This is a genomic window from Simiduia sp. 21SJ11W-1 (assembly GCF_024138675.1).
In the GTDB taxonomy this organism is placed as follows: Bacteria; Pseudomonadota; Gammaproteobacteria; order Pseudomonadales; family Cellvibrionaceae; genus Simiduia.
In genome coordinates, this window is sequence record NZ_CP090959.1 from 2745587 (window position 1) to 2770246 (window position 24660).

Here is a 24660-nt window from a genome sequence, read left to right on the forward strand (position 1 = left end):
TAAGGCCAACACAGAAAGCGCAGTGAAAATCGATCAGGGTCTTGTGCCCCGCTATCGTCACACTGCCGGTGTGGTTCTCAGTTATTATTATTTGCCGCCAATCACCACCCGCAGCGGTAAACTGATTGACAACGTTGTCTACCTTAGACCCGCAAATACAACGTTGTCAACATTGATTAAAAACAAACCAACCAGTACAAAACTTCGTTTAAAATCCGGATTTATTACGAAAAAAGGCAGGTAAAAGCATTAAACATGCAGAACTTGCAGCCTGCTTTCAAACCGCAAGGCAATTAAAAATCACGCGGTTTTTGTGAACTATTTAACGGCCGCAGGGCACGCCCGCCTAAAGCAGCGGGCGCCGATCAAACCAGGGTTGCGCGTTTTCCAACTGCCGTGCCAATTGCAGCAGACGCCCTTCGTCGAGCATGCGGCCCACAAACTGGCTACCCAAGGGCAGGCCGTTGGCCGTCCAGTGCAGGGGCACAGACATGGCCGGCAGCCCCGTCACATTGCCCATGAGCGTGAAGGCCATGCGGCTTAAAACCCGCTCGGAAAGCGAAAATAGCAGGCCGGATTTCATCAGTAATTTGCCAAGGGGCAAGCGATGCCCCAGGCGCATTTGCAAGGCCTCGAAGGCCGTGGGCGGAATCACCCCATGCCTGGCCGGCTCGTCTATCAAGGTGGGGGTCAGGAGCATGTCGTACTCCTCAAGGTAGCGCCCCATGGCCGCGCGCACCTTGTGCCAGCCCTCTTTGGCCTGGGCCACATCGGCACTGGAAAACGAGCGCCCGAGCATGGCGGCACTCAAGGTTCCGGGCTCAAGGCTGGCGGCGGCTTTGCTGCCCCAAATAGTCTTGATCTGGTTCACCTTGGCCGCGGTGTGGCCGCTGATCACCACCATGAAATCCGCCCACATTTGCCCGGCATCTATTTCAGGGTGCGCCTCTACCACCACGTGGCCCAAATCCTTCAGCAATGCCACTGTGTTGGCCAGTGCGGCCTTTGCCTCAGGCGACACCTCTGCGGCGATCATGGGCCTGGCCGACACGCCAATGCGCAGGGGTTTCAGGGGTTTCTCCAACTGCGATAAAAACGTCTCGGTAGGCTTCGGGATTTTAAAACCCGTGCCCAGCTCCGGGCCCGAGAGGCAATCGAGCATGGCGGCGCTGTCGCGTACTGACAGCGTGATGGGGTGCCCGGCTATGGCGCCATCCCAACCCTCGGCCTCCAATGGCCCGGTAGGGTTGCGCCCGCGCGAGGGCTTAAGGCCGAACACACCACAGCAAGCCGCCGGAAAACGAATGGAGCCACCACCATCATTGGCAGAGGCCATGGGCACAATGCGCGCCGCAACAGCTGCCGCCGAGCCACCGCTAGAGCCGCCCGTACTGTAGCCTGCCTTCCAGGGGTTGTGGGCCGGGCCAAAGGCTTTGGGCTCGGTGGTTATCATCAACCCGAACTCGGGCAAATTTGATTTGGCAAAGGGCACCAGGCCCGCCTGCAAATAACGATTTACAATTTCAGCATTTTGCTCTGGGTACCAGCGCACCTGCCCGGTACCAAGGCTTGTGGGCTCACCGGCCAAATCGTCTAGCAGGTCTTTCAGAATAAACGGAACGCCGGTAAACGGGCCATCAGGCAAGGGCTTGCGCGCGCGTGCTTCGGCACTTTTCACAAAGGTGTGCACACAGGCATTTAATTGCGGGTTAAGCACTTCCAGCCGCGCAACTGCCGTCTGCAACAGCTCAACCGGTGTCACCTCGCCCTGGCGCACGAGCGCGGCCAAACCCAGGCCATCGTATTGGCAATATTCTGAAAACTTCATAGCATACAAACCCGTTGTTATGTTTTTTATGGCGGCTCTTATTGTGCCCGCTTTGCGCGCAATTGCCATGCACTATTTAACGTGAAAAACAAATAGCTCTGTATTTTTTGAATCTTTTAAGGGCGTGGCTGAAGGCCAGGTTTTTAAATAAAAATCGCAGGCGCTGCAAATATTCGGGCAGGAGAAACGCGGCATCTACACAATGCAGATGCCGCAGAGGGCAATTACTTTTCACTCATGCGGGCAAAAGCGGCGAGCGAGGCACTCATGCTGCCCGCGCCATTTTGGGCCCAGCCGCCGTCTACGGGCATCACCACACCGCTTACATAGCTGCCGAGTTCACTTGCCAAAAACAGGCAGGCATTGCCAATGTCCTCAGGGTTGCCCATGCGTTTAATGGGCACAGATTCCACACAGGCTGCACGCATTTCTTCTGTGGGCGCAAGCCGCGCCATGCCCTCGGTGTTATCAATGGGGCCGGGCACAATAGAGTTTACCCGCACACCTTTGGGGCCCCATTCCAGCGACAAAGTGCGGGTGATCATATCCACACCGGCCTTGGCTGCACACACGTGGCTTTGGGCCTCCATGGGAATAAACGCCTGCGGGGCTGAAATGTTAATTACCGCAGCACCGGGCTTGCGCAAGCAGGGAAATACCGCCTGCATAACGTGAAAGGTGCCCAGCAGGTCGATATCAATCACTGCCTTAAACGCATTGGTAGACATGCCCATGGCCGTGGCCGGAAAATTGCCCGCAGCGCCAGACACCACCACATCCAGATCGCCCATTTGTGCGTGTACTTTTTCAACACCGGCTTTAATGGCCTGGGGGTCGCGCACATCGGCGGCAAAACCTAACGCATCGCTACCGAGTGCTTTCAGCGCGGCTACCGTGTCGTCTACTTTATCTTGCGAACGGCTGGCAACGGCCACGCGCGCACCGTGCTTTGCGAACAATTCAGCAACACCACGATTAATACCGCTGGTGCCCCCCACTACCAATACATTTTTGCCGGTGAAATCGAGAGTAATGCTCATGTCACAGTCCTCGTTGTGGGTGCCTTAAGAAAATGAAGAAAAATCCGGTTTACGTTTTTCAAAAAATGCCGTGGCTGCCTCTTTAAATTCACCCCCCGCCAGCCCCTCGGCAAAGCCTTTGAATTCACTTTGCATCACCGCCTGCGACTCACCCATAGCCGGTGCGCGCAGCAGCGCCTTGGTGGCGCGAATAGCCGCCGGTGGCTGTTCGGCCAAACGCAGCGCTTGGGCACGGGCACGGGCCAAGGGGTTTGCCTCTACAGCGTTGATGAAACCCATCTCGCGGGCTTGCTCGGCGCCAAATCGCTCGCCCAATAACAAGAGTTCGGCTGCGCGCACCTGGCCCACCAGGCGTGGTACCAACAGGCTTGAGGCAAACTCTGGCACCAGGCCCAAATTCACAAAGGGCATTTGGAACTTGGCACTTTCATCGGCATAGGCCAGATCACACTGCAACAACAAAGTGGTGCCAATGCCCACTGCCGCGCCGGAAACCGCTGCCACAACAGGCTTGGGAAAAGTCATTAACGCCTGCAAAAATTGCACTACGGGGTTGTCTGCATCCAGCTCGCCGCCGGCCAGAAAATCCTGCAGATCGTTGCCCGAGGTAAAGCAGCCCTCGGTGCCGCTAATTAACGCTACACGAATCTCCGGGTCGCCAGCGGCCTGATTCAGGCTCTCGGCAAGTGCGGCATACATGGCTCGGGTAATGGCGTTTTTGCGCTCGGGCCGATTGAACTGAAGGTGCAAAATACGCTGGTCGCGCTCGATAACAAGATGCTCTGACATGCTAGCCCCTTTAAGACTTTCTTAAATTTAACAATCGCTTGAGTGTAGCAGCCGCGCGGTCAGTTTCAGTGGCATTACCGACCAATTTCAGTGGTAGAAACGACTGATGAACCCTCGCTTTGCACCGTCTTACATAGGCCAACCCGAGAAGAGGCCCAAATGCCCATGCTTGAAACCGAGCGCCTGCGGCTGGAACCGCTCACACCCGTGCATGCGCCGCTATTGCAGGCGGTGTTTAACGACGCCGACTTCCTGCGCTATGTAGGCGATAAAGGCCTTAAAACAGAGGCCGAATGCGCGCAATACATCATCAGCACTGCGCAGTCTGCCCCCGCAGGCGTTGTGAACTATGCCGTGGTATTAAAAAACACCGGCCAATGGGCAGGCATTTGCGGGCTATTAAAACGCCCGTATCTGGATGCCCCGGATTTAGGCTATGGCCTGCTGCCCGAGGCCCGGGGCCAAGGCATTGCCCGCGAAGCTGCGCGCACCCTGCTGGCCCAAGCGTGCGCCTTTACGCGCCTGTGGGCCATGGTCAATCCGGCCAATCGCGCCTCTTGCAGGCTACTGCAGGATTTAGGCTTTAGCGAAGCACCCGCGCCCTTGCCCGAAACACCCTTTGATAACCTGCTTATCATGCAATGGAATAGCGCTCTGGAAGCGGCACACACCCAGCCCTTCGGGCACAACCGATGACCACTTTTAAATGACCATACAACCCTAAAAATTCACCCAAAGGACGCCGTATGAAAACCTTCACGAAGATCCTGGTTGCACACCTTTGCCTGGCATTGGCCTGTTTTGCAACGCTTGTGCACGCCAAGCCCATGCAACTTGATGATGTGTTTCAACTGGAGTATGCAACAGACCCGCAGCCTGCCAACAAGGGCAAGCAGATCATTTTCGTGCGCAATTATTTTGACAACCAAAATGATAAGCAACGCAGCAACCTGTGGCTTACCGATGCACGCACAGGCGAGATGCAAGCGCTCACCAGCGGGCTCTACAACGATTACGCACCGCGCTTAGCACCCGATGGCAAACGCCTGGCATTTATTTCAAACCGCACAGGCAGCGCCCAGATTCACATGCTTTGGTTAGATAGCGGGCGCACAGCTGTGATATCACAATTGCCTGCAAGCCCGGGCCAGCTCACCTGGAGCCACGACGGCCGGCAACTCTACTTCACCCAATTTGTGAAAAGCCCCAGCAAGCCACCGGTGAGTTTGCCCGGCAAGCCCGAACAGGCAAGCTGGGCCAAGCCGCCGGTGTTTATTGATGAAACCTACTACCGTGCAGACGGCGCAGGTTTTACCGAGCGCGGCTTTACCCAAATTTTTCGCATCAGCGCAAGCGGTGGCAGCGCCGAGCAATTAACCCGCGCCGAGATGGATCACAACGGCCCCTTGGCCATTTCGCCAAATCATCAGCAGCTGTATTTTTCTGCAACGGCCGACCCGGAACAGGCGGTAATTAACAGCGCCCTCTACGCCCTTAACCTAAGCAACCTTGAAACGAAAAAAATTCTCGATGGCAACGGCCCGGAGGCACAACCACGGCTCTCGCCCGATGGTAAAACCCTGGCATTTATAGGTTTTGAAGACAAGCTGCGCTTGTATGAAGTGTCGCGCTTGCACCTGCTTGATCTCAAAAGCAACAAAGTGCGCACCCTCACCGGAGATCTGGATCGCGACATCAACGATGCCCAGTGGCACGAAGATGGCAAAGGGCTTGTGATCAGCTACGACGATCACGGCAAAACCCACCTGGCCTGGCAGCCCCTCAGCGGCAAGCGCGCCATTATAAGCCGCGATGTGGGTGGTACCACCCTTGGCCGCCCCTACCCCAGTGGCAACTTCACGCTGGCAGGCGATCTGGTTGCCTTTAGCCACAGCCAACCGCACCGGCCCGCCGAAGTGGGCATTACCCATTACCGCAAAGCCAATACCGAGGTAATTACTTCACTTAACAGCGATTTCAATGCGCGTACACACATGGGCAAGGTTGAACTACTTCAATACCAATCCAGTGTGGACCAGCTGCCCCTGGAAGCCTGGATTGTGTACCCGCCAAATTTCAATCCAAATGAAAAGTACCCACTGTTACTTGAAATTCACGGCGGCCCTGTGGCCAATTATGGCCCGCGCTTTTCATCTGAAATGCAGCTATTTGCCGCAGCCGGCTACGTGGTGGTGTATGCCAATCCGCGCGGCAGCGATTCCTACGGCCCGGATTTCGTCAATGAAATTCACCACAACTACCCCTCGCACGATTACGACGACTTAATGGATGCAGTAGACGCCACCATTGCCAAGGGTTTTATTGATGAAGAAAAGTTATTTGTTACCGGCGGTAGCGGCGGTGGTGTACTCACCGCGTGGATTGTTGGCCACACCCAGCGCTTTCGCGCGGCAGTGGTTGCCAAACCTGTCATCAATTGGTTCAGTTTCAGTTTAACGGCAGACTTCTACCCCTACTTCACCCGCTACTGGTTTGCCAAAAAGCCTTGGGAAGATGTAGAGCACTACATGGCGCGCTCGCCCATCAGCTACGTGGGCAATGTAAAAACGCCCACCATGCTGCTTACCGGTGAAGCCGACTACCGCACGCCTATGTCTGAAACCGAGCAGTACTATCAAGCGCTGAAACTGGCAGGCGTTGAAACCGCCATGGTGCGCATTCCCGAAGCGGGCCACAGCATTGCGGCACGCCCGTCTAACCTGATGAACAAAGTGGCGTATATTTTGTGGTGGTTTGAAAAACACGGTGGCAAGAAAATCGACACTGAAACAGCCACGCATTAACTCCGCTTTATAAAACCCCTCCAATTTCTTTACACAGGCAGGGCCTGCCTGTGTAAAGTTTTTCGTCATTGTTGGTTTAAGTGACAGCTTTGTGTATATCTTGCCAATGGGTTATTGCCATTCGCGCTTTTTTAACCATACTTTCACTGGCTGCGCTGTTTTTTATATGACGTTTTCATGTAGTAAGGTTTCTGGATATACAGATTTCGCATGGCAGCCCTACTAAACGCTCAGGTTTTTGGCCTATTTACTGCAACGTGAACCAGAGCAGATTTCATTAACAAATAACAGCGCACAATCGGGAAGATGAAACCGCCAACAACACAGCGCAGCATAGATCGCTGAGCCAGGTTGCAGGCCAGGCAGCAGGCCCCGTGCACGCTTACCAAGCAGCAATAGCGTACCAAGCAACGCTAAATGGAAGGGCGCTGCCCACATCAGGAAAAAGGAGATTTACCCATGGCTCACACATCAAAGCGCGCAATTGATCACGCAGTGCATGGCTCCTCGGCGCACGGCCAACGCGCAGGCGCTACCGCAAACGCCGCTGCCAACACAGGCACTAGAGGCCTGGATGTCATCTTCATCGATAAATACATAGACCCGGCTAAATCTCTGGAACTGCTGAAAAAACTGCAGGAAAAATTCCTGTTCAGTGAACGCACCCTGCAACAACTCGCCAGCGGTTACCCGGTAGTGGTTAAACACGATACCGACCCAGCCACCGCACAGAAGTTGGTAGATTACATCTTAGCCTTGGGCGGCGACTGCTGGATGCAAGCGGCCAATCCCGAGGGCTTTAAAGATCGCCGTGAAGATAACCGCCGGCTCACCGTTGATCGCAGGCTATTACACCGCGGCTGGGCCATAGTGCCCGATCGCCGTAAAACCCGCGAACGGCGCGTGTACTTTCACTAATTCTTACCCCCCTTTCCCTTGCGCGCGCAGGCGATTTTCTGCGCGCTGTTTTTTCACGCATCTTAAATTGCGCAAGATTGCCCCCCATAAAACCGCACCCCTGCTTACATTCCCCACGCCTTGCCTAGGCCCGCATGCCTGTGCCACTCTCAGGCCACCGCCCGCGCCTTACGCAAAGGTTTACTCTACGAGGGGATGACTCATGCAAAAACAGCTTTGCCAAAACCCACGAACAAAAGCTCAACCAAGCCGAGTGCAACGCACAAGGCACACCACTGCCCTAAAGCACCTGCTGAGCTACACCTGTGCGGGTGCACTTTTTCTTGTGGCAATGGGCACAAAGGCTTCCGATATTCTGATTGAAAACATAGTGGGCTACACCCACACCCAGGCAAACGCCACCGCCTTGGCGCAACAATTTAGCGCGCTGCTTATTCGCGATGGCCGCGTTGTCACTACCAAACCCGAAGAAATAAACGCCCAGGTAAATGCCAACACCCAACGTATAGATGGCAAAGGCCAAATTCTATTGCCAGGCCTGATTGACGCTCACGGGCATATTGAAGGCTTGGCGCAACTGCTTAACAGTGTTGATTTGCGCAATGCGCCTTCTGCTGCGGCGGCGGCAGAGCAAGTGCAAGCCTTTGCAAAAAATCGCCCAGAGGGGCAATGGATAGTTGGCCGGGGCTGGAACCAAGAGCGCTGGCCGGGTAAAGCCTTTCCCACCACCCAAACGCTGGACGCCTTAGCGCTCAAGCGCCCCATCATCCTTGAACGGGTAGATAGCCACGCACTGTGGGTAAATTCGCAAGCCCTCGCTATTGCCGGCATTGATGCAACCACACCCGACCCTGCCGGTGGCCAGATTGTGCGCGACAGCGAAGGCCGGGCAACGGGCATTTTGATCGACAACGCCATGTCACTGGTTACCCGGCATCTGCCCAAGGCGCAGCCAGCTGAACAGGCGCGCTCATTGGATCTTGCCTTTGAGCACCTGTTAAGCCAGGGCATTACCGGCGTGCACGATGCCGGTATTGATCAACCCATGATTGACCAATTAACCGCGCGCGCAAAAACCAAACGCTGCCGGTGCGGGTGTATGGCATGCTCAATGGTGCAAGCCCTAGCCTGAAAAGTTGGCTAACAGCCGGGCCCATAGGCGACCTGCACGACATGCTGAGTATTCGCAGTGTAAAGCTCTACGCTGATGGCGCGCTGGGCAGCCGGGGGGCAGCACTGCTGGCGGATTACCGCGACGCACCGGGCAATCAGGGCCTGCATGTCACCTCAAAGGCCCAGCTGATGGCACTGTTTAAAACCATCGACGCGCACCAATTCCAAATATGCGTGCACGCCATTGGTGACAAGGCCAACCGGCAGGTGCTGGATAATTTTGAGCAGCTGTTTAACGAGGGCGGCCAGCGCAAGCTGCGCCACCGCATTGAGCACGCACAGGTCATAGATAAGGCCGACCTCTCACGCATGGCGGCTCTGGGGTTAATCGCCTCTATGCAGCCCACCCACGCCACCAGCGACATGCACATGGCCGAAGACCGCCTTGGCCAGCAGCGGCTAGCTGGCGCCTACGCCTGGCGCACACTGCTGGATGCCAACACACCCATGGCCTTCGGGTCAGATTTTCCGGTGGAATCTGCCAACCCCTTCTTTGGCATTCACGCAGCCGTGACCCGCCAGGATCACAACAACCAACCGGTAGCGGGCTGGCGCGCCGATCAGGCGGTGAGTGTGGGCGAAGCGCTAAGGTTATTTACCCGCGACGCCGCCTGGGCGGCCCACATGGAGGCCAAGGTAGGCACGCTTGAGCCCGGCAAATGGGCCGATTTCATTTTACTTTCACAAAACCCTTACACGCTTGCACCTGAAAACCTGTGGCGAGTGAAAGTGGCTGAAACCTGGGTGGCAGGCAAGCCTCGCTGGCGCACGCCATAAGCACCCGGAGGCTGCGCCCAATTGCATTTGGGCGCACAGCTGAGTATGTTTAGGCCTTAAAAAAATAATGACAGAAGCCAACCATGATCGACTCTCAAGACCGCACCAACGACAAGCGCATAGCCCAGTGGCTGCTGATTTGCGCCTTCGCCATTTTTTGCATGATTATCTTGGGCGGCGTTACGCGGCTCACGGAATCTGGCCTGTCGATAGTGGAATGGAAACCGGTAACCGGCATTTTACCGCCACTCAATGACGCAGCCTGGGCGGCCGAGTTCGACCGCTATAAAGCCTACCCCGAATACCAGCAGGTAAACCGGGGCATGAGCCTCGATGACTTCAAAACCATTTTTTATTTTGAATACGGCCACAGGCTTTTGGGCCGCATCATCGGCATTTTATTTTTTGTGCCCTTTCTGTATTTTTTGATGGCCGGGCGCATTAAAACCGGGCTTACCCCCAAGCTTTGGCTGCTCTTTGTGCTGGGCGGCCTGCAGGGGTTTCTGGGCTGGTACATGGTTAAGAGCGGGCTGGTAGACAACCCACGGGTCAGCCAATACCGGCTGGCAGCACACTTAGGCATGGCAGTATTGATTTATGGCGTAATGGTGTGGATTGCGCTGGGCTTGTTACAGCCGCGTGCCCAACCCGCAACCTATGCCAAGCGCAGCCTTGGGCTTTGTGTGTTGTTATTTTTAATGATTCTTACCGGCGCCTTGGTGGCCGGCACCCGCGCGGGGCTGGTGTACCCCACCTGGCCATTAATGGGTGAGAGTTTTATTCCACCTGGCCTGTATCACACCTCGCCCTTTTGGCTGGCGGCCTTTGAAGATTTAACCACCATACAATTTAACCACCGGCTGTTTGCCTACCTGCTTTGCGCATTGATTGCCGCATTGTGCATTGGCATTTGGCGCGCCCGCCTTGGGCCGCAGGCGCGCATGGCTAGCATCCTGCTTATTGCCGCGCTGGTGGCGCAGGTTTCACTCGGCATTGCCACGCTCTTGCACCAAGTGCCTGTGGTGCTTGCAGCCACCCACCAAGGCGTGGCCGTGGTTTTGTTTACCGCAGCGCTGTGGCTGGCCCACAGCTTGCGCCTGCCCCAGCACGCAGAAAACTAAACAACAACGCAGGCCTAAGCCTACCAGGGCAGGGCCTCGCCATTGGAGTGCCAAAAGCCGCCGGAATTTTCCAGGGTCAAGGCCTCAATGCGCTTAACCAAGCGGCTTGCGGCTTCATCGGCACTGATATCGCCATTGTGATTAACCATGGCCGTTTGCACAAAGCCCGGGTGCAGCAGGGCCACTGCCACGCCCTTGGGTTTTAAATCTATGGCCAAGGATTTACCGGCAATATTCAATGCCGCCTTCGACATACGATACCCGTAGTAACCCCCTGAACCGTTATCTGCCACGGAACCCATGCGGCTGGTTATCAACGCCACCTTGGCACCTTGGCCCAAGTTAGCCAGCAACGCCTGAGTCACCCGCAACGGCCCCAGCGTATTCACCGCAAACTGACGCTCAATATCACCCCAGGGCAGCTCGCCCAGTTGATCGCCCACTAACAGGCCTGCATTGTTTATTAATAAATCAATGGCCTCGCCTGCGAGTGCTTTTTGCAACTGTTCAATGCCTTGCGGCTGGGTGACATCTACCTGGTCGATAATACGGGCATCTGTGGCGCGAAGCTCGTCGCTGGCCTGGCGACATACCGCGCTTACCTTGTGGCCTGCGGCCAGATAACACCGGGTGAGTGCCAAGCCAATGCCACGGTTAGCGCCAGTAATGACTGTATGCATGGAGTGCTCCTTTTTAGTTATCTACAAAATCAAGACGGCGTCATGCCGCCAAAGTTGTTGCCGAGCCAACGGCAAATGGCGCGCCCGTCGTTGATATAGGCGCGCCCGGTGTCAGCCACTGCCACACCCGCTGGCCGCACGCCGTCAGGGAATACCAGTGCGGGGCTGTTTTGTAGCGCCTCGCCCAACAGCGCCACCAGTGGTGCACGGGGGCGCGCAAAGGCGATCAGCTCAATTTCTACAGCCTGCGCCATGGCCGGCTCGTACTGAAAGTACCCCAGCACCAGGGCGCAATCGGGGCAAAATTGATTGGCATCATCACCGTAACCGGGCTTTAACAAAAATAATTTGGGTTTTGCGGGTGCGTTCACTAAGGTGTACCTATCTTATGAATACCGAAAAATAGCTATAACAAAACTGGGAGCCTAACATGTTACGCACTGCCCTGCTGTTGATTAGCCTTGCGTGTTTACCGGCCGTGGCTGCAACAGATGCCAATGAAAAACTCACAGATGCTCACTCCAAAACACAAATCAAAGAGCAATACAAAGGCGCCCCCGCGCTCATACCCGCGCTTGAAAAATTCCGCCCGTTTATCGGCAAAACCTACCAAGCCGAATTTGAAGGCCCCAATGGCCAGCCTGTGACTGATGTCAGCCATTGGGAGCGCGCCCTAAACGGTACAGCCATTCGGATAATGCATTCCATTAATGAGGGAGAGTACGGTGGCGAAACGCTCATTTTTTACGATAAAAACGCAGCCAGCCTACGCTTTTATTATTTCACTACCGCAGGCTTTTACACGCAAGGCGCAGCACACTTTGAGGGCGGTGCGTTTATCAGCACTGAAACCATAAAAGGCGACGCCCAGGGCATTACCCATGTGGTGTCTAATGCAACACTTAATTCCGATGGCACACTCACCCTGCAGGCCACATTCTTTAAAGGTGACACTGCAACCTCGGGCCACACGGCCCACTACCGCCCCGTTGAAAACCTCATGCCGGTGTTTCGCTAACATTTTGCTGCCCAACCCAATACCAAGGTCGCATGGTATGCGTCAGCCAGCCTGCTAGGGTTAACAGGCTGCCAGGAAGGCACAGGGGTCAGGCCTGCGCAAGATCACCGCTGTAGTTGCCTGAATTTAAGTTGCCTGAATTTAAGTTGCCTGAATTTAAGTTGCCTGTAAAAGGTGCCTGAAGCAGCAGTTTGTACCTGCTTCAGGCTGCATCTTTTCACCGCATACAGCGCCTGCACTTCCCCACCCAACCCGAGCCCCATGGCCTGGTAACACCTGCGGTAACGGTCTTCCAGTATTGCGCTTTTCGCCAAGGCTCAAACCAACTAAAAATAACAAGCGTTTGGAGCAATGATCATGAACCTTTCACAACACCGTCCATTGGGCGCGTGGCTGCTTGCCTGCAGCTGCATTTTCTTCACCCTGCCCGCCCTTGCTGGCAGCTGGCAAAACAATGTTGCCGTTGGCGGCTTTAATAAAGTGCATTTATACACACCCGATAGCGTCTCACCCATTGGCAACGGCAAGGCGCTATTGATTGTGCTGCACGGCTGTACACAAAGTATTGATGCCTACAAAACTGCAAATCTATCGGCCGCCGCAGAGCAGTACGGCATGGTAATCGCCGTGCCCGATGCCATGAACAAATCCGGCTTTAGTTGCTGGCACTATTGGGATGCCACAAAATCGCGCAACCATAAGGACTATAAAAACCTGATTAACCTGGCAAACACGCTAAGCGGCGACACCAATCGCAATATTGATCCGGATCAGGTGTATATTGCAGGCCTGAGTTCCGGTGCGGCCTTTGCCAACACCACCGCCTGCCTTGCACCGGATGTATTTGCCGGCATGGGTATTAGCGCAGGCCCGAGTATTGGCACCAGCTCAAACGGCGCCATTGGCACCTGCGAAAGTGCCAATGTTACCAGCCGGTGCAATAACTACGCGGGCAGCTATAAATCACACTTCGCAACCCAGATTGCCTCTATTGCCCACGGCGATAACGACACCACAGTAGACACCTGCTACAACCAGCAAAATGCCAACGGCATGGCCGGTGTTTACGGTGTCAGCATGCAAAGCGGCAGCCAAACCCTGACCGAAGGTAGCAAAACCGCCCAACAATTTTTATGGGAAGACGGCCGCGTTTCCATGCTTTGGCTCAACAATCTCGACCACAGTTGGTCGGGCGGTGCGGGCGCATCTGGCAGCTACATTGGCAGTGCCAGCATCAATTATGCAACCTACCTGGGTGAGTTTTTCAAAAATAATAATCAGCGCGTTAGCCGCAATAGCGCTCCTACACTTAGCAATGTTTCAGCCAGCGCCAGCGGCAGTAGCCTGTTAATTTCAGGGGTAGCCTCGGATCTTGAGGGCAGTGTGAGTGCCGTTACTATCCGCATTGATGATTTCAACCTGGGCACCGCTGCAATTGAACGCACAACCACTGTTGATAGTGCGGGGAATTTCAGCCTTGCAGAACACAACCTCGCTGATGACCTGTATGAAATTTCAATCACCGCAACAGACAACGAAGGCGCGGTAACAACACCCGCCAAAGTGCTAACCCAACGCGTGGGCCCGGAGCCACCGGCAACGGCACCGGTGGTGCAAACGGCAAGTGCAAGCCTCAATGGCCAGTGTGCCACGGTTTCGGGCAGCGCCTTTGATGAAAACAATAACCTGAGCCAGGTTAGCGTGACTTTCAGCAATGGCACGCAAACGGCAACCCTTGACGGCAGCCAGTACACGGCCACCCAATGCAACCTGCCAGGTGGCAGCAACACCGCCACTGTAACCGCGAAAGATTCCACCAATCTCACAGGCCAACTAAGCATCAACTTTACCGTAGATGCAGGCTCAACGGGCAACTACAACCATCACATTAACGAGGGCCACATTACCTGGGGCGATGGCTACTCGGCTTGTTACCTTGCCTTTGGCACCAGTGCCTTCACTATGCGTGAATACCCGGGCGCCAATAACCAGTGCGAGTGGATTGCCGATGGCAACGCCAGCTGCAACGGGCCTCTGCAAACCTGCAGTAACAGCACCGGCCCGCAAGATTCCGATGGCGATGGCATTGCCGATACACAAGACAACTGCCCTAACGCCCCCAATACCGACCAGGCAGATAACGATAACGACGGGCTGGGTAACGCCTGCGATAGCACCCCCAACGGCAACACAGCCCCAGATGCCGATGGCGACGGCGTTGCAGATGCACAAGACAATTGCCCCAACACCGCCAATGCCGATCAGGCAGACAACGATGGCGATGGCCTGGGCAATGCCTGCGATACTACGCCCAACGGTGACTACCAGTGCACCCAAACCACGGCCAGCAACTACGCCCACGTGCAAGCCGGGCGCGCGACCGCAAGCGGTGGCTATGCCTACGCGAAGGGCTCGGGTAGCCGGATGGGGCTGTACAACACTTTCTACAGCAGCACGCTGGCGCAAACCCAGGCGGGTTATTTCATCATTGGGAATTGCCCGTAGCAAGGTAGGCCAGAGCCGGTACATTCATGGAATGTACCGGCTCCCATGTATCGTGACGTTTAATCTATAGCAATTTCGGGCCGCCAGCTGCGGCCCTTTTCATTGCCTGACCGTTTGTTAACTCTCAACCGGTTGTATTCCCCAACCTGCACTTAACCCAAAGCCGTTGCGCTCCCTGGCCCGCTCATATCACTGGCGAGTTAAGATGCGGCCACAATACCTCGATCAATAGCATGCGGTTCACCCAACATTTGCCAAAGCAAAGCATCCGCGCACTAAGCCGCCGCCAACGAAAACCGGAAGCAACTGCCACGCCCTGGCGCGGAATCCACTGCAATGCTGCAGCCGTGCAAATCCAGAATACGCTTCACAATGGCCAGGCCCAGGCCCGTACCCTGCTCGCTGTGGATGGCCGCCGCCTGACTGCGGTAATAGCGGTCAAACAGGTGCGGCAAATCATCGGCGCGCACGCCAATGCCTGTATCTTCCACGCTCACTTTTACTCCCTCAGGTGCGCTGGCTGCACATAAAATTACCTTGCCGCCCTCGGGCGTGTAGCGCAGTGCATTTTCCACCAGATTTTCCAGCACCCGCTCGATCAGTGCGATATCTGCCAATACCGGGTGTACCTCACCTTCTGTATGAAAGGCCAGGGTTATATTCTTTTCACGGGCGTTCAACTCAAATTTATGCATCACATCTTGTAACAATTCAGCCAGGGAAAACTGTTCAAGATTGGGTTCTACCCTTCCGGCATCCAATTTGGAAAGCTCGAACAATTCACTGATTAACTGGCCCAGCCGTTGGCAGTGTTTATGGGCGGTAGCCAAATAGCGGGCGCGATCTTCACCACTTAAGCGCGAATCTTTTACCGTTAGTACCTCAAGGTAGCCCTGCATTGAAGCAAGCGGTGTGCGCAAGTCGTGCGACACATTGGATATCAATTCTCGCCTGAGCCGATCAGTTTCTTCCAGGCTTTGCATTTGGGCAATAATGCGTGCAGCCATGGCATCGAAAGTTTGCGACATGGCAATAATTTCATTGGGGCTGTGGGCAGGCTGGGCCTCGGGCAAGAGCTGCTGCTGGCGGGCAAAGCGTTGCATCGCCTGGGAAAGCTCGCGCAGCGGGCGCGTTAAAAAACTGAACAACAGCATACCCACGGCCAGCCCGAACACCAGCAACGCTGCAATGGCACCGGCGGCCAATTGCAAACTGTAGCTGGCCTTGAGCGAATCGCTGAGCGTACTCACCTGCTCGCCGCCTAAAATAACGTACAAAAAGCCCTCGGGGTTCGCGGCATTACCCACGGGGAATGCAGAAAACACCTTGCGACCGGAGGCCGCGCGCGGATCTGTGCCCAGCACCGGCGTTTGCTCGGGCTCGGCCAACCAGCGTTTGATTGGCGCCAAGTCCACCTGGTGGCGCACCACATCTTCTGCGGGTATTCCCTGCGCCAGAATGTCGCCTGCGCTATTGAGCAAATACACTTCCACAATGGGGTTCACCACCATCACCAGGCCAGATAACTCTGCCATGGCGGCATGGTTTACCTGGCCGTTAGCAATAAGTGGCGCGCGATCCACTATGTACATAGCCAGGCTGCGATTAATACGCTGGGTAATTTCCTGATAGTGGCGTTCGCTGCTCCAAAAGATCAGCGACACATAGCTCACACCAATAATACAAAACAGCAATATAAAACTTACGCTAAGCCGCGTGCGCAGGCTCCAGTTTGCCCACCTCATGCCGGCACCCAAAATTTGTAGCCCACACCCCACACCGTGAGAATGAACTCAGGCTTACCCGGATCTGTTTCTATTTTTGCACGCAGCCGATTGATGTGGCTGTTGACCGTGTGCTCGTAGCCCTCATGGCCGTAACCCCACACTTCGCTTAATAAATCCATGCGTTTAAACACCTTGCCGGGGTGGCGTGCGAAATGATGCAACAAATCAAATTCCTTGGCGGTGCACTCGATATTTTTGCCCGCCACTTTCACCTGCCGCCGCTCTGGATCTAACCACAGCGTGCCGCAGGCAAGCGGCGACTGTGCACGGGCAACGGGGGTGCCCGCCATTGCCGCGCGGCGTATTAACGCCTTCACCCTCGCGCTAAGCTCCAGGGCACTGAAGGGTTTGGTTAGGTAGTCATCGGCGCCAAGTTCAAGCCCCAGCACACGGTCGAGTTCTGTGGCTCTTGAGGTAAGCATCAACACCGGTGTCTGCACCCCTTGTGCTCGCAGTTCGCGGCAAATATCCAGGCCGTCCATGCCGGGCAACCGTAAATCCAGCAAGATGACATCCCAATGCTTTGCCAGCGCCGCCTGCAATCCATCCGGCCCGGTGTGGGCGAGGGTTACCTGGGCGGGCAAATCGGCCAGTTGCAAGCGCACTAGTTCGGCGAGATCGCGCTCGTCTTCAATAATTAAAATCTGGCGCTCGGCCGCGGGATAGGCAAGAATCTGTGCGCTCATGTGGCCCTCGTGAAAAATAGCGGCCACCGGGCAAACACCCGGTGGCCGGTGGCACTATTGGGTGCGCGTAATGGTGATGCGCAGCGCCGGATTATCGAACTTGTGCAGGCCTGTGAGCGTAGACGTACTCATGCCGTCGTCGCGGGTTAACACGCCGCTGTGCATCAACACTGCATCGGGCTCATCGCGCGCGGCGTTAAAGCCCTCTTGAGCGCCGCCCGCGGCCGCCGGGCCAGGAATGGTATCGGCGGTTTCGCTGTTGGCCTCTGTGCCTGCATCGTATACAACAGTAGTGAAGGTCATTGAGTCACCCACACCCAGGTTTGTTACATCCACGCCGTTTAGTGCGCTAATGGCATCGTTGGTATTTACCAGCATGGTCACCAGCGAAAGCGACACATCTGCATCCACGCCAAGCTCTGCGCTGACACTCAGCAGCTCGCTTTGGCCTGGCATAAGCACACCGCTACCGGCTGCCGTGCTGAAGGCCTCCGGGTTATCTGCAAGGCTTGCCAGCAGGTCGCTGTTATCGCCACCCTCTGCCAGTACTTCCAAGGGGAGGCTAGCCGGCGCGCCCACGGTAAATATTGAAAGCGACGGCTGATGCAACGCCAAGGCCAACGGGGATACGGGCTGAGCGGCGGTCAAGTTGGTGGTACTGACATCAAAGCGCAAGGTTTGCAGCTGATCTTCAGGCTGGTCATCGTCATCGCGATCAGGGCAGCCTGCCAACAACAATGCGCTGGCCAGCGCGCATGCGGGTAAAAGTATGCGTTTGGGATTCATGGCCAGCTCCTTAGTTAACGGTGACGGTAATGCGGGCCACCGGGTTCAACCAACGGCTCTGGCTGGCATCAATATCGCTGGTGCCACCGGTGGCATCCAGGTCACCCAGCACGCCGCGATGAATGTGTACAAAACCTTCAGCGGCGGCATTGATGCCGGTGCCGTTGGTACCCATCAACGGGTCGAGCGGCGGCGGTACCGGCATACCGGGCATGCCAGCTGCACCGGAGCCTCGAATTTCGTCGTTGCCTTCGGTACCGGCGTCATAGGCGTTCAGCTCATACACGTAGGTGCCAGCCTCGGTGGGCAGAGTGAGATTGCCCAAACCCACAAAGCCATCGTTGGAGGGCAAAATCATGCCCACAATGGAAAGCTGGCTGCTGGCCATGTTGTCGGTATTGCTAAAGCTTGCGGTTGTTGTCATGCCCGGTGCCAACAGGCCGCCGGCAGGGTTGGCCACGGTGATGCCACCGGCGGCCTGAACCGCGCCTTCAAGCTGGCTGATATCGCCGCCTTCGGCCATCACCTGCAGCGCACTATCGGCCGGTTGGCCTGCCTCAAACAGCTGCGCACTGTCTGGGTGTGCAGCCACCAGCAGCGGAGTGAAGTAGCTGCCACGGGTGAGGTTTTGAACGTCAATGCTGTAATCGGCAGCACTCGCACCCAGGCTGAGCAGGCCCAGAGCAACGGCACCGAAAATGTTTTTGGTAGGCATAATGAATTCCCTGTTTTGCGTTATGTGAGTGTGGGTTTTGGTGTTCAACTGCTGACACTCAGTCTCGCAACAGGGCGGGCTCTAATCCTCACAGAAGTATCACAAGTGCGTCACAATTTCTTACGTACTTCACACTTTGTGCTTAATTATTGCGGGCTCAAGGGGGCGAATTGTTCTCGGCAGCCCATTGCTTTACCTTTCGGGCACACCATTTTGCAGGTAACTATTGATGAAACGCGCATTGCTAACGGCAATTGCCGTGTTGCTGGCCCTGCCGGCGGCACTGCAAGCCAAAGACACCCCGCTCACCATTGAACGTATCTACGCAGCCCCGGCCCTGGGCGGGCCTGCTATGCAAGGGCTGGATTTAAGCCCCGATGGCCTGCAGGTTACCTACCTGAAAGCCAAACAAGATAACCTCGAACAACTGGATTTATGGGCCTATAACCGCACAAGCGGCAAGCATGCCCTGCTGGTAGATTCCGCCACACTGGCACCGGAGCGCGCGCTTTCTGATGAAGAAAAGGCCCGCCGCGAACGCGCCCGCATCAAGCACACGGGCATCATCAGCTACCAGTGGGCCGCCACCGGCAAGGGCTTGCTGTTTCCGCTCTCGGGTGATTTGTATTTTTACGATGTGGAAGCACAAAAAGCCAAACAGCTCACCGCCACAGACGCCTTTGAAACAGACCCTATAATCTCGCCAGACGGCACCCAGGTTGCGTTTATCCGCGAACAAAACCTGTTTGTGATAGACATCAACCAGAGCACCGAACGCCAGCTTACCTTCGATGGCAAAGGCACCATTAAAAATGGCATGGCCGAATTTGTAGCCCAGGAAGAAATGGGCCGCAGCACCGGTTTTTGGTGGGCACCTGACAGTAAAAAAATCGCCTTCATACGCATTGATGAAAGCCCTGTAGGCATTGAGCAACGCTACGAAATTGAAGGCGAATCCTTCACGGTGTTTGACCAGCGCTACCCGCGCACCGGCACCAAGAATGTGCTGAACAAGGTGGGCGTGCTGGATTTAAGCCAACACAAACCCAAGCCCCAGTGGTTAGACATAGGCCAGCAATCAGACATTTACATTGCCCGGGTAAACTGGTTTGCCAATAGCCAAGAGGTGCTGATCCAACGCCAAAACCGCGCCCAAACCCGCCTGGATTTGCTAAAGGCCAACAGCCACACGGGCAAGTCATCGCTGCTGTTTACAGAAACCGGCGCCCACTGGATCAACCTGCACGATCATGTGAAATTTCTGGATGACCAAAAACACTTTATTTGGGGCAGCGAGTCGCAAGACACTATGCAGCTGTACCTCTACACAGTTGATGGCAAGCGCGTAGGCACCCTTACCCAAGGGGCGGGCGTGGTGTTAAGCGTTGAAGGCGTGGATGAATCTGCAGGCTGGGTATACTTTACCGCCAACTACAACAACCCGCTGGAAACCCATTTTTACCGCGCCAAACTTTTTACAGCAGAGCCCGTGGTTGAACGCATCAGCCAGCGCGCGGGTACCCACGGCATTACCCTGGCCAAAAAAGCCAACACCTACCTGGATAACTTTTCATCAGTAAGCCAACCCACACAAACCAGCTACCACAACATTGATGGCAGCCACATTGAATGGCTTGAACAAAACTTACTGGATGAAAACCACCCCTATGGGCCCTTTAAAAGCGCCCACATTGCACCGGAGTTTGGCAGCCTGAAGGCCGAAGACGGCCAGGAGATGTTCTACCAGCTGTTGAAACCCGCCAACATGAAGGCGGGCAAACGCTACCCGGTGATTATCGATGTGTATGGCGGCCCGCACGCACAGCGCGTGACAAATACCTGGGAGCAACGCAACAGCTACTGGCACCAATACATGGCCCAGCGCGGTTACGTGGTATTTAAACTGGACAACCGGGGCAGCGGTAATCGCGGCTTGAAATTTGAAACACCCCTGCATAAAAAGCTGGGCGAAATAGAACTGCAGGACCAACTGGTGGGCGTGGATTTTCTAAAAGCCCTGCCCTATGTGGATGGCGAGCGGATCGGGATTTTTGGCTGGAGCTATGGCGGCTACATGACCATCATGGCGTTGTTTAAAGCACCGGAGGTATTTAAAGCTGGCGTATCGGTGGCACCGGTAACCGATTGGCGCCTGTACGACACCCACTACACCGAGCGCTACCTGGGCCACCCGGAAGAAAACCCCGCAGGCTACGATGCCAGCAATGTGTTCCCCTATATTGATGGCTACCAAAACGGCCTGCTGATTGTGCACGGCATGGCAGATGACAATGTACTGTTTTTAAACGCCACCAAAGTCTATGCAGCGCTGCAAAACAAAATGAAGCCCTTTGAGCAATCAAACTACCCGGGCAAAAAGCATCGCATTCGCGGTAAAGAAACGCGCATTCATTTGTTTAACCAAATCACCGAGTTTTTTGATCGCAAACTTGCCAATTAATATTGGCATTACAGGTTTTGCAGCTGAGGTTGAGGCATTGCCGCCATCAATGAAGGTTTCTGAACACGGGGCTCTGAACGCTGCCAAAACCGTCACCCGCAATCGTGCGGGTGGCGGCCTTGCTGCATGCCTGTTCAAAAGATCGATTAACCTGCAGACTTAATCACCTACAAAGCCTGTTCATGTCCTATTGCAGGCGGCTCAGCTTTCCAGCCACACATCGCGCGCCCAGTACCAGATGGTCTCCCAACTTTCGTCAGTAAGATCACCGTCTTGCCAAAGCAACACTTCGCCTTCCGGGTCTAGGCAGTAGTAGCCATTGGCCATTTGGCAAAAGGCAATCAGCGAGCGCGGTACACCTTGGCTCCAGGCAGTGGCGCATACCTCGGGCAAATAGTTGTGCGCCGACGGGTCGGCCACCACGGCGGGCTCAAGGCTGCCCACTAGCACATCGCTCACCGTTAGCAGAAATTCACGGTAATCGCGTGGCAGCGGCAGCAGTATTTGCTCTTCGGCCTCCACGGTCATCTCGTGGGTGGGCAGTTCCAGGCCCCAGGCAACCTGTGTATTGGCCTCGCGCAACAAATCTACAATTTCGTCCATTTTCTCTCCTGAATCGTGGCGCTCAATATGGCGCGCATTTAAACCTAGCCCCCGGGCCACTGCAATGCCAGAAAGTTTCTGGCCGGCACCCGTGTAACCGGCGCACCCCGCACTGGCAACACATATTGCGCAAGCAGGGCGACTTTATGCCTGCACTTGCGCACATTCGACGAAACGGCTGCAAAAGCGGAAATAACGGTTGCCTGCGCGGGTGTGAGTCAGTACTTTTAGCCACCTCGCCCCTAAACCGAAAACAACAATGGGTGTTTCTCCCCTATGAAAAATATAATTTCCAAAATTGCCAACACAAGCTTGATCAGCCAAATTGCCGTGGGCATTGTGGCCGCTGTGATATTGGCAGAAATATCCGCCAGTGCTGCGGCCAGCGTGGCCGTTTTAGGTAGCCTTTTTGTGCAGGCCTTAAAAGCTGTGGCCCCCATTTTGGTGTTTGTGCTGGTGGCCAGTGCCATTGCCAACCAACGCGGCGCCAACAGCCACATGCGCCCTATTGTTGTGCTGTATTTGGTGGGTACGCTGAGTGCGGCATTCATTGCGGTGCTGCTGAGCACCCTCTTCCCCTCAACCTTGGCGCTCACGGTAACTGAAACCAGCCTCAACGCCCCCCAGGGCATTGGCGAAGTGCTTAACACCCTGATTTTCAAACTGGTAGATAACCCCATTAATGCGCTGCTTACCGGCAACTTCATTGGCATTTTGGTGTGGGGCATTGCCCTGGGGCTCGGGCTTCGTCACGCTCAAGAGGCCACTAAAAGCACCTTTGCCGATACCGCTCACGCAATGACCTATGTGGTGCGCTTTGTGATTCGCCTGGCACCTTTTGGCATTTTCGGGCTGGTTGCGGGCAATCTGGCAGAGGGCGGCCTGGGCGTGCTGGCAGGCTACGCGCAGGTGCTGGCGGTACTGGTGGGCGCCATGCTGATTATGGCGCTTGTGGTAAACCCTGCCATTGTCTGGTTTAAACTGCGCACCAACCCCTACCCGCTGGTATTTACCTGCCTGCGTGAAAGTGGCGTGACCGCCTTTTTTACCCGCAGCTCGGCGGCCAATATTCCGGTGAACATGGCGCTGTGTGAAAAGCTTAACCTCGATGAAGACACCTACGCCGTCTCTATTCCTTTGGGGGCCACCATCAACATGGCCGGTGCGGCAATCACCATTACCACCCTCACCCTGGCGGCAGTACACACCCTGGGTATTCCGGTTGATTTGCCCACCGCGTTATTGTTGAGTGTCATTGCATCGCTGTCTGCCTGCGGCGCCTCCGGCGTGGCCGGTGGTTCGCTGCTGTTAATTCCTATGGCGTGTAGCCTGTTTAATATTTCAGACGACATCGCCATGCAGGTAGTGGCCGTGGGCTTTGTGATCAGCGTGCTGCAAGATTCGGCGGAAACTGCGCTCAACTCATCCACAGATGTGGTTTATACCGCAGCGGTTAGCCGCGCAAACAGTTAACAGTAACTTGCAAAAGGAAAGGCCCGTGACCGACCCAGTGGCATGCGCGCGAAGATTTGGCCTGCCGGGGCTTGCAGCCCTGGCGCTACTGGCCTATTCAAGCGTTGGCTTGGCCAGTAGTACTGCGCCTGGCCTCGTTCAAGAAACCTGTTACCTAAAAGGGCTCGCAGACCGCGCCGAGTGCTTTCAATTGCAGGTACCAGAAGACCCGGCGCAACCAGACGGTGCCACCTTGCCACTGCACGCGGCGCGCCTGCCCGCGCTCACCCCCAGCACCCAGCCACCGTTGGCCATTCTTGCCGGCGGGCCTGGCCAATCGGCTATTGAAGTGGGCGGCACGGTGGGCCAGGCATTTCAGGCGCTCAGGGCCGATCGCGATATCCTTTTACTGGAGCAACGCGGCACCGGCAAAAGCCACGGCTTAAAGTGTGAAGACCCAGAGGCAGACCCATACCAAGACCTGTTTGACAGCGCCCAAAGCGCGCGCATCATCAGCAACTGCCTGGCCGACTTTCCCGGCCAGTTGCGCCACTACAACACCCCCAACGCCATTGTCGATTTCGCCCGAATGGTGCGTGCCCTCGGCTATGAAAAAGTGCATCTATACGGCGGCTCCTACGGCTCGCGCGCGGCCTTGGTGTTCATGCGTGAATACCCAGAGCTTGTGGCCAGTGCAGTAATTGATGGCCTGGCACCGGTGCAAACCATTGTGGGGCCCTTCGCACAACACGGTTTGCGCGCGCTAAATTTATTGTTTGATGAATGTGAAAACAGCCCCGCTTGCGCCCAGAAATTTCCGAATCTACGGGCCGATTACTGGGCACTCTGGCAAGGGATCAGCAGCCAGGAAAGCCCGCAAGCTGTGCCCATTCGCCACCCGAAAACCTTGGCGCCCCACACCCTTGCGCTGGATAAATACAAATTTTTCCAGCTCACACTCAGCAATTTATACGCCCAGGAGCAACGCCAGTTATTACCCTTTGCCATCAGTGAAGCGGCAAAAGGAAACTGGCACCCCTTTGCGGGGTTGATGGCCATCGCAGGCGACAACGGCATGTACACAGGCCTTACCACCAACATTTTGTGTAACGAAGATTTGCGCAGGGCCAGCCCCGGGCAATTGGCCGCCGACAGCGCCACCCCCTTCGGCGATACCTCCGTTGCACTGCTGCAACAGCTGTGCGCCCAGTGGCCGGGTGAATATCGCCTGGATGCCAGCCACTTTGCGCCCGTTGAAAGCAACCTGCCAGTGCTTGCCCTTTCCGGCAGGCTCGACCCGGTTACACCGCCTGCCTGGGGTGAGTTGGCCACCAGTCAACTTGGCAATGCCACCCACCTTGTGGCCGAAAACGCCGCCCACATTGTGGCATTACGCGGCTGTGGGCCAGAGCTTGTGCGCGCATTTTTAAACAACCCCAACGCCGCGCTTGAAGACACCGCCTGCCTGGCAGAGCTGCCGGGCGTTACTTTTATGCGCAATGAAAACGCCCACTAAA

The 24660-nt window shown here is 55.7% G+C and carries 22 protein-coding genes; 12 read left to right on the forward strand and 10 right to left on the reverse strand.

Features of this window, described 5'->3' with window-relative positions:
• Positions 1 to 22: 22 nt before the first annotated feature.
• Complete coding sequence (locus L1F30_RS12055) at positions 23 to 244, forward strand: hypothetical protein (RefSeq protein ID WP_253356386.1); 222 nt, start codon at positions 23 to 25, stop codon at positions 242 to 244.
• A gap of 102 nt (positions 245 to 346) precedes the next feature.
• On the opposite strand, the gene L1F30_RS12060 is transcribed toward L1F30_RS12055, so the two are convergent.
• From L1F30_RS12060 to L1F30_RS12070, 3 genes are all read right to left on the reverse strand, one after another.
• Complete coding sequence (locus tag L1F30_RS12060; protein ID WP_253356388.1) at positions 347 to 1828, reverse strand: amidase; 1482 nt, start codon at positions 1826 to 1828, stop codon at positions 347 to 349.
• 224 nt (positions 1829 to 2052) lie between these two features.
• Complete coding sequence (locus tag L1F30_RS12065) at positions 2053 to 2868, reverse strand: SDR family oxidoreductase (RefSeq protein WP_253356390.1); 816 nt, start codon at positions 2866 to 2868, stop codon at positions 2053 to 2055.
• Positions 2869 to 2892: 24 nt separating this feature from the next.
• Positions 2893 to 3657 (reverse strand): enoyl-CoA hydratase, encoded by a 765-nt coding sequence (locus L1F30_RS12070; protein WP_253356392.1) that lies wholly within the window; start codon positions 3655 to 3657, stop codon positions 2893 to 2895.
• Positions 3658 to 3816: 159 nt separating this feature from the next.
• Between L1F30_RS12070 and L1F30_RS12075 the strand changes: the two genes are divergently transcribed.
• The 6 genes from L1F30_RS12075 to L1F30_RS12100 all read left to right on the forward strand — a co-directional run bounded on the left by L1F30_RS12075 (position 3817) and on the right by L1F30_RS12100 (position 10450).
• Positions 3817 to 4353, forward strand: coding sequence for a GNAT family N-acetyltransferase (locus tag L1F30_RS12075; protein ID WP_253356393.1), 537 nt, complete (start codon positions 3817 to 3819; stop codon positions 4351 to 4353).
• A gap of 50 nt (positions 4354 to 4403) precedes the next feature.
• Positions 4404 to 6461, forward strand: coding sequence for a S9 family peptidase (locus tag L1F30_RS12080; RefSeq protein ID WP_253356395.1), 2058 nt, complete (start codon positions 4404 to 4406; stop codon positions 6459 to 6461).
• 459 nt (positions 6462 to 6920) lie between these two features.
• A complete protein-coding gene (locus L1F30_RS12085) occupies positions 6921 to 7379 on the forward strand; it encodes a hypothetical protein (RefSeq protein WP_253356396.1) in 459 nt (152 codons plus the stop codon).
• Between the two features lie 331 nt (positions 7380 to 7710).
• Entirely contained in the window at positions 7711 to 8511 is an 801-nt protein-coding gene (locus L1F30_RS12090; RefSeq protein ID WP_253361827.1) for an amidohydrolase, read from the forward strand.
• Positions 8484 to 9329: an amidohydrolase gene (locus L1F30_RS12095; RefSeq protein ID WP_253356398.1), complete on the forward strand. Its 846-nt coding sequence runs from the start codon at positions 8484 to 8486 to the stop codon at positions 9327 to 9329. The genes L1F30_RS12090 and L1F30_RS12095 overlap by 28 nt, the downstream gene beginning before the upstream one ends.
• An 83-nt stretch (positions 9330 to 9412) precedes the next feature.
• Positions 9413 to 10450 carry a COX15/CtaA family protein gene (locus tag L1F30_RS12100; protein ID WP_253356400.1) on the forward strand — a complete coding sequence of 346 codons (1038 nt, stop codon included), beginning with the start codon at positions 9413 to 9415 and terminating at the stop codon, positions 10448 to 10450.
• Positions 10451 to 10470: 20 nt separating this feature from the next.
• Here L1F30_RS12100 and L1F30_RS12105 read toward each other — a convergent pair whose 3' ends face one another.
• The gene (locus L1F30_RS12105; protein ID WP_253356402.1) at positions 10471 to 11130 is read right to left on the reverse strand and encodes an SDR family oxidoreductase; all 660 of its coding nucleotides are present in this window, start codon (positions 11128 to 11130) and stop codon (positions 10471 to 10473) included.
• Between the two features lie 29 nt (positions 11131 to 11159).
• Positions 11160 to 11501: a DUF3088 family protein gene (locus tag L1F30_RS12110; RefSeq protein ID WP_253356404.1), complete on the reverse strand. Its 342-nt coding sequence runs from the start codon at positions 11499 to 11501 to the stop codon at positions 11160 to 11162.
• Positions 11502 to 11560: 59 nt separating this feature from the next.
• Here L1F30_RS12110 and L1F30_RS12115 point away from each other — a divergent pair, with 59 nt between their 5' ends.
• Positions 11561 to 12148: a hypothetical protein gene (locus L1F30_RS12115; protein ID WP_253356405.1), complete on the forward strand. Its 588-nt coding sequence runs from the start codon at positions 11561 to 11563 to the stop codon at positions 12146 to 12148.
• A 357-nt stretch (positions 12149 to 12505) separates the two neighbouring features.
• Positions 12506 to 14653: a PHB depolymerase family esterase gene (locus tag L1F30_RS12120; protein ID WP_253356407.1), complete on the forward strand. Its 2148-nt coding sequence runs from the start codon at positions 12506 to 12508 to the stop codon at positions 14651 to 14653.
• 275 nt (positions 14654 to 14928) lie between these two features.
• On the opposite strand, the gene L1F30_RS12125 is transcribed toward L1F30_RS12120, so the two are convergent.
• The 4 genes from L1F30_RS12125 to L1F30_RS12140 are packed head-to-tail and all read right to left on the reverse strand — an operon-like array spanning position 14929 to position 18627.
• Positions 14929 to 16398, reverse strand: coding sequence for a cell wall metabolism sensor histidine kinase WalK (locus tag L1F30_RS12125; RefSeq protein ID WP_253356409.1), 1470 nt, complete (start codon positions 16396 to 16398; stop codon positions 14929 to 14931).
• Positions 16395 to 17126, reverse strand: coding sequence for a response regulator transcription factor (locus L1F30_RS12130; protein ID WP_253356411.1), 732 nt, complete (start codon positions 17124 to 17126; stop codon positions 16395 to 16397). The genes L1F30_RS12125 and L1F30_RS12130 overlap by 4 nt, the downstream gene beginning before the upstream one ends.
• A gap of 54 nt (positions 17127 to 17180) precedes the next feature.
• Positions 17181 to 17912 carry a spondin domain-containing protein gene (locus L1F30_RS12135; RefSeq protein WP_253356413.1) on the reverse strand — a complete coding sequence of 244 codons (732 nt, stop codon included), beginning with the start codon at positions 17910 to 17912 and terminating at the stop codon, positions 17181 to 17183.
• A gap of 10 nt (positions 17913 to 17922) precedes the next feature.
• Positions 17923 to 18627 carry a spondin domain-containing protein gene (locus L1F30_RS12140; RefSeq protein ID WP_253356415.1) on the reverse strand — a complete coding sequence of 235 codons (705 nt, stop codon included), beginning with the start codon at positions 18625 to 18627 and terminating at the stop codon, positions 17923 to 17925.
• A gap of 229 nt (positions 18628 to 18856) precedes the next feature.
• Between L1F30_RS12140 and L1F30_RS12145 the strand changes: the two genes are divergently transcribed.
• On the forward strand, positions 18857 to 21088 hold the full coding sequence (locus tag L1F30_RS12145) for a S9 family peptidase (protein ID WP_253356417.1): 2232 nt from the start codon (positions 18857 to 18859) through the stop codon (positions 21086 to 21088).
• A gap of 201 nt (positions 21089 to 21289) precedes the next feature.
• Here the strand turns inward: L1F30_RS12145 and L1F30_RS12150 are convergent, their stop codons facing one another.
• Complete coding sequence (locus L1F30_RS12150; RefSeq protein ID WP_253356418.1) at positions 21290 to 21691, reverse strand: SMI1/KNR4 family protein; 402 nt, start codon at positions 21689 to 21691, stop codon at positions 21290 to 21292.
• A gap of 276 nt (positions 21692 to 21967) precedes the next feature.
• Between L1F30_RS12150 and sstT the strand changes: the two genes are divergently transcribed.
• Both sstT and L1F30_RS12160 read left to right on the forward strand, forming a co-directional pair.
• Positions 21968 to 23164, forward strand: coding sequence for a serine/threonine transporter SstT (gene sstT / locus L1F30_RS12155; protein WP_253356420.1), 1197 nt, complete (start codon positions 21968 to 21970; stop codon positions 23162 to 23164).
• 25 nt (positions 23165 to 23189) lie between these two features.
• Complete coding sequence (locus L1F30_RS12160) at positions 23190 to 24659, forward strand: alpha/beta hydrolase (protein ID WP_253356422.1); 1470 nt, start codon at positions 23190 to 23192, stop codon at positions 24657 to 24659.
• Position 24660 lies beyond the last annotated feature (1 nt).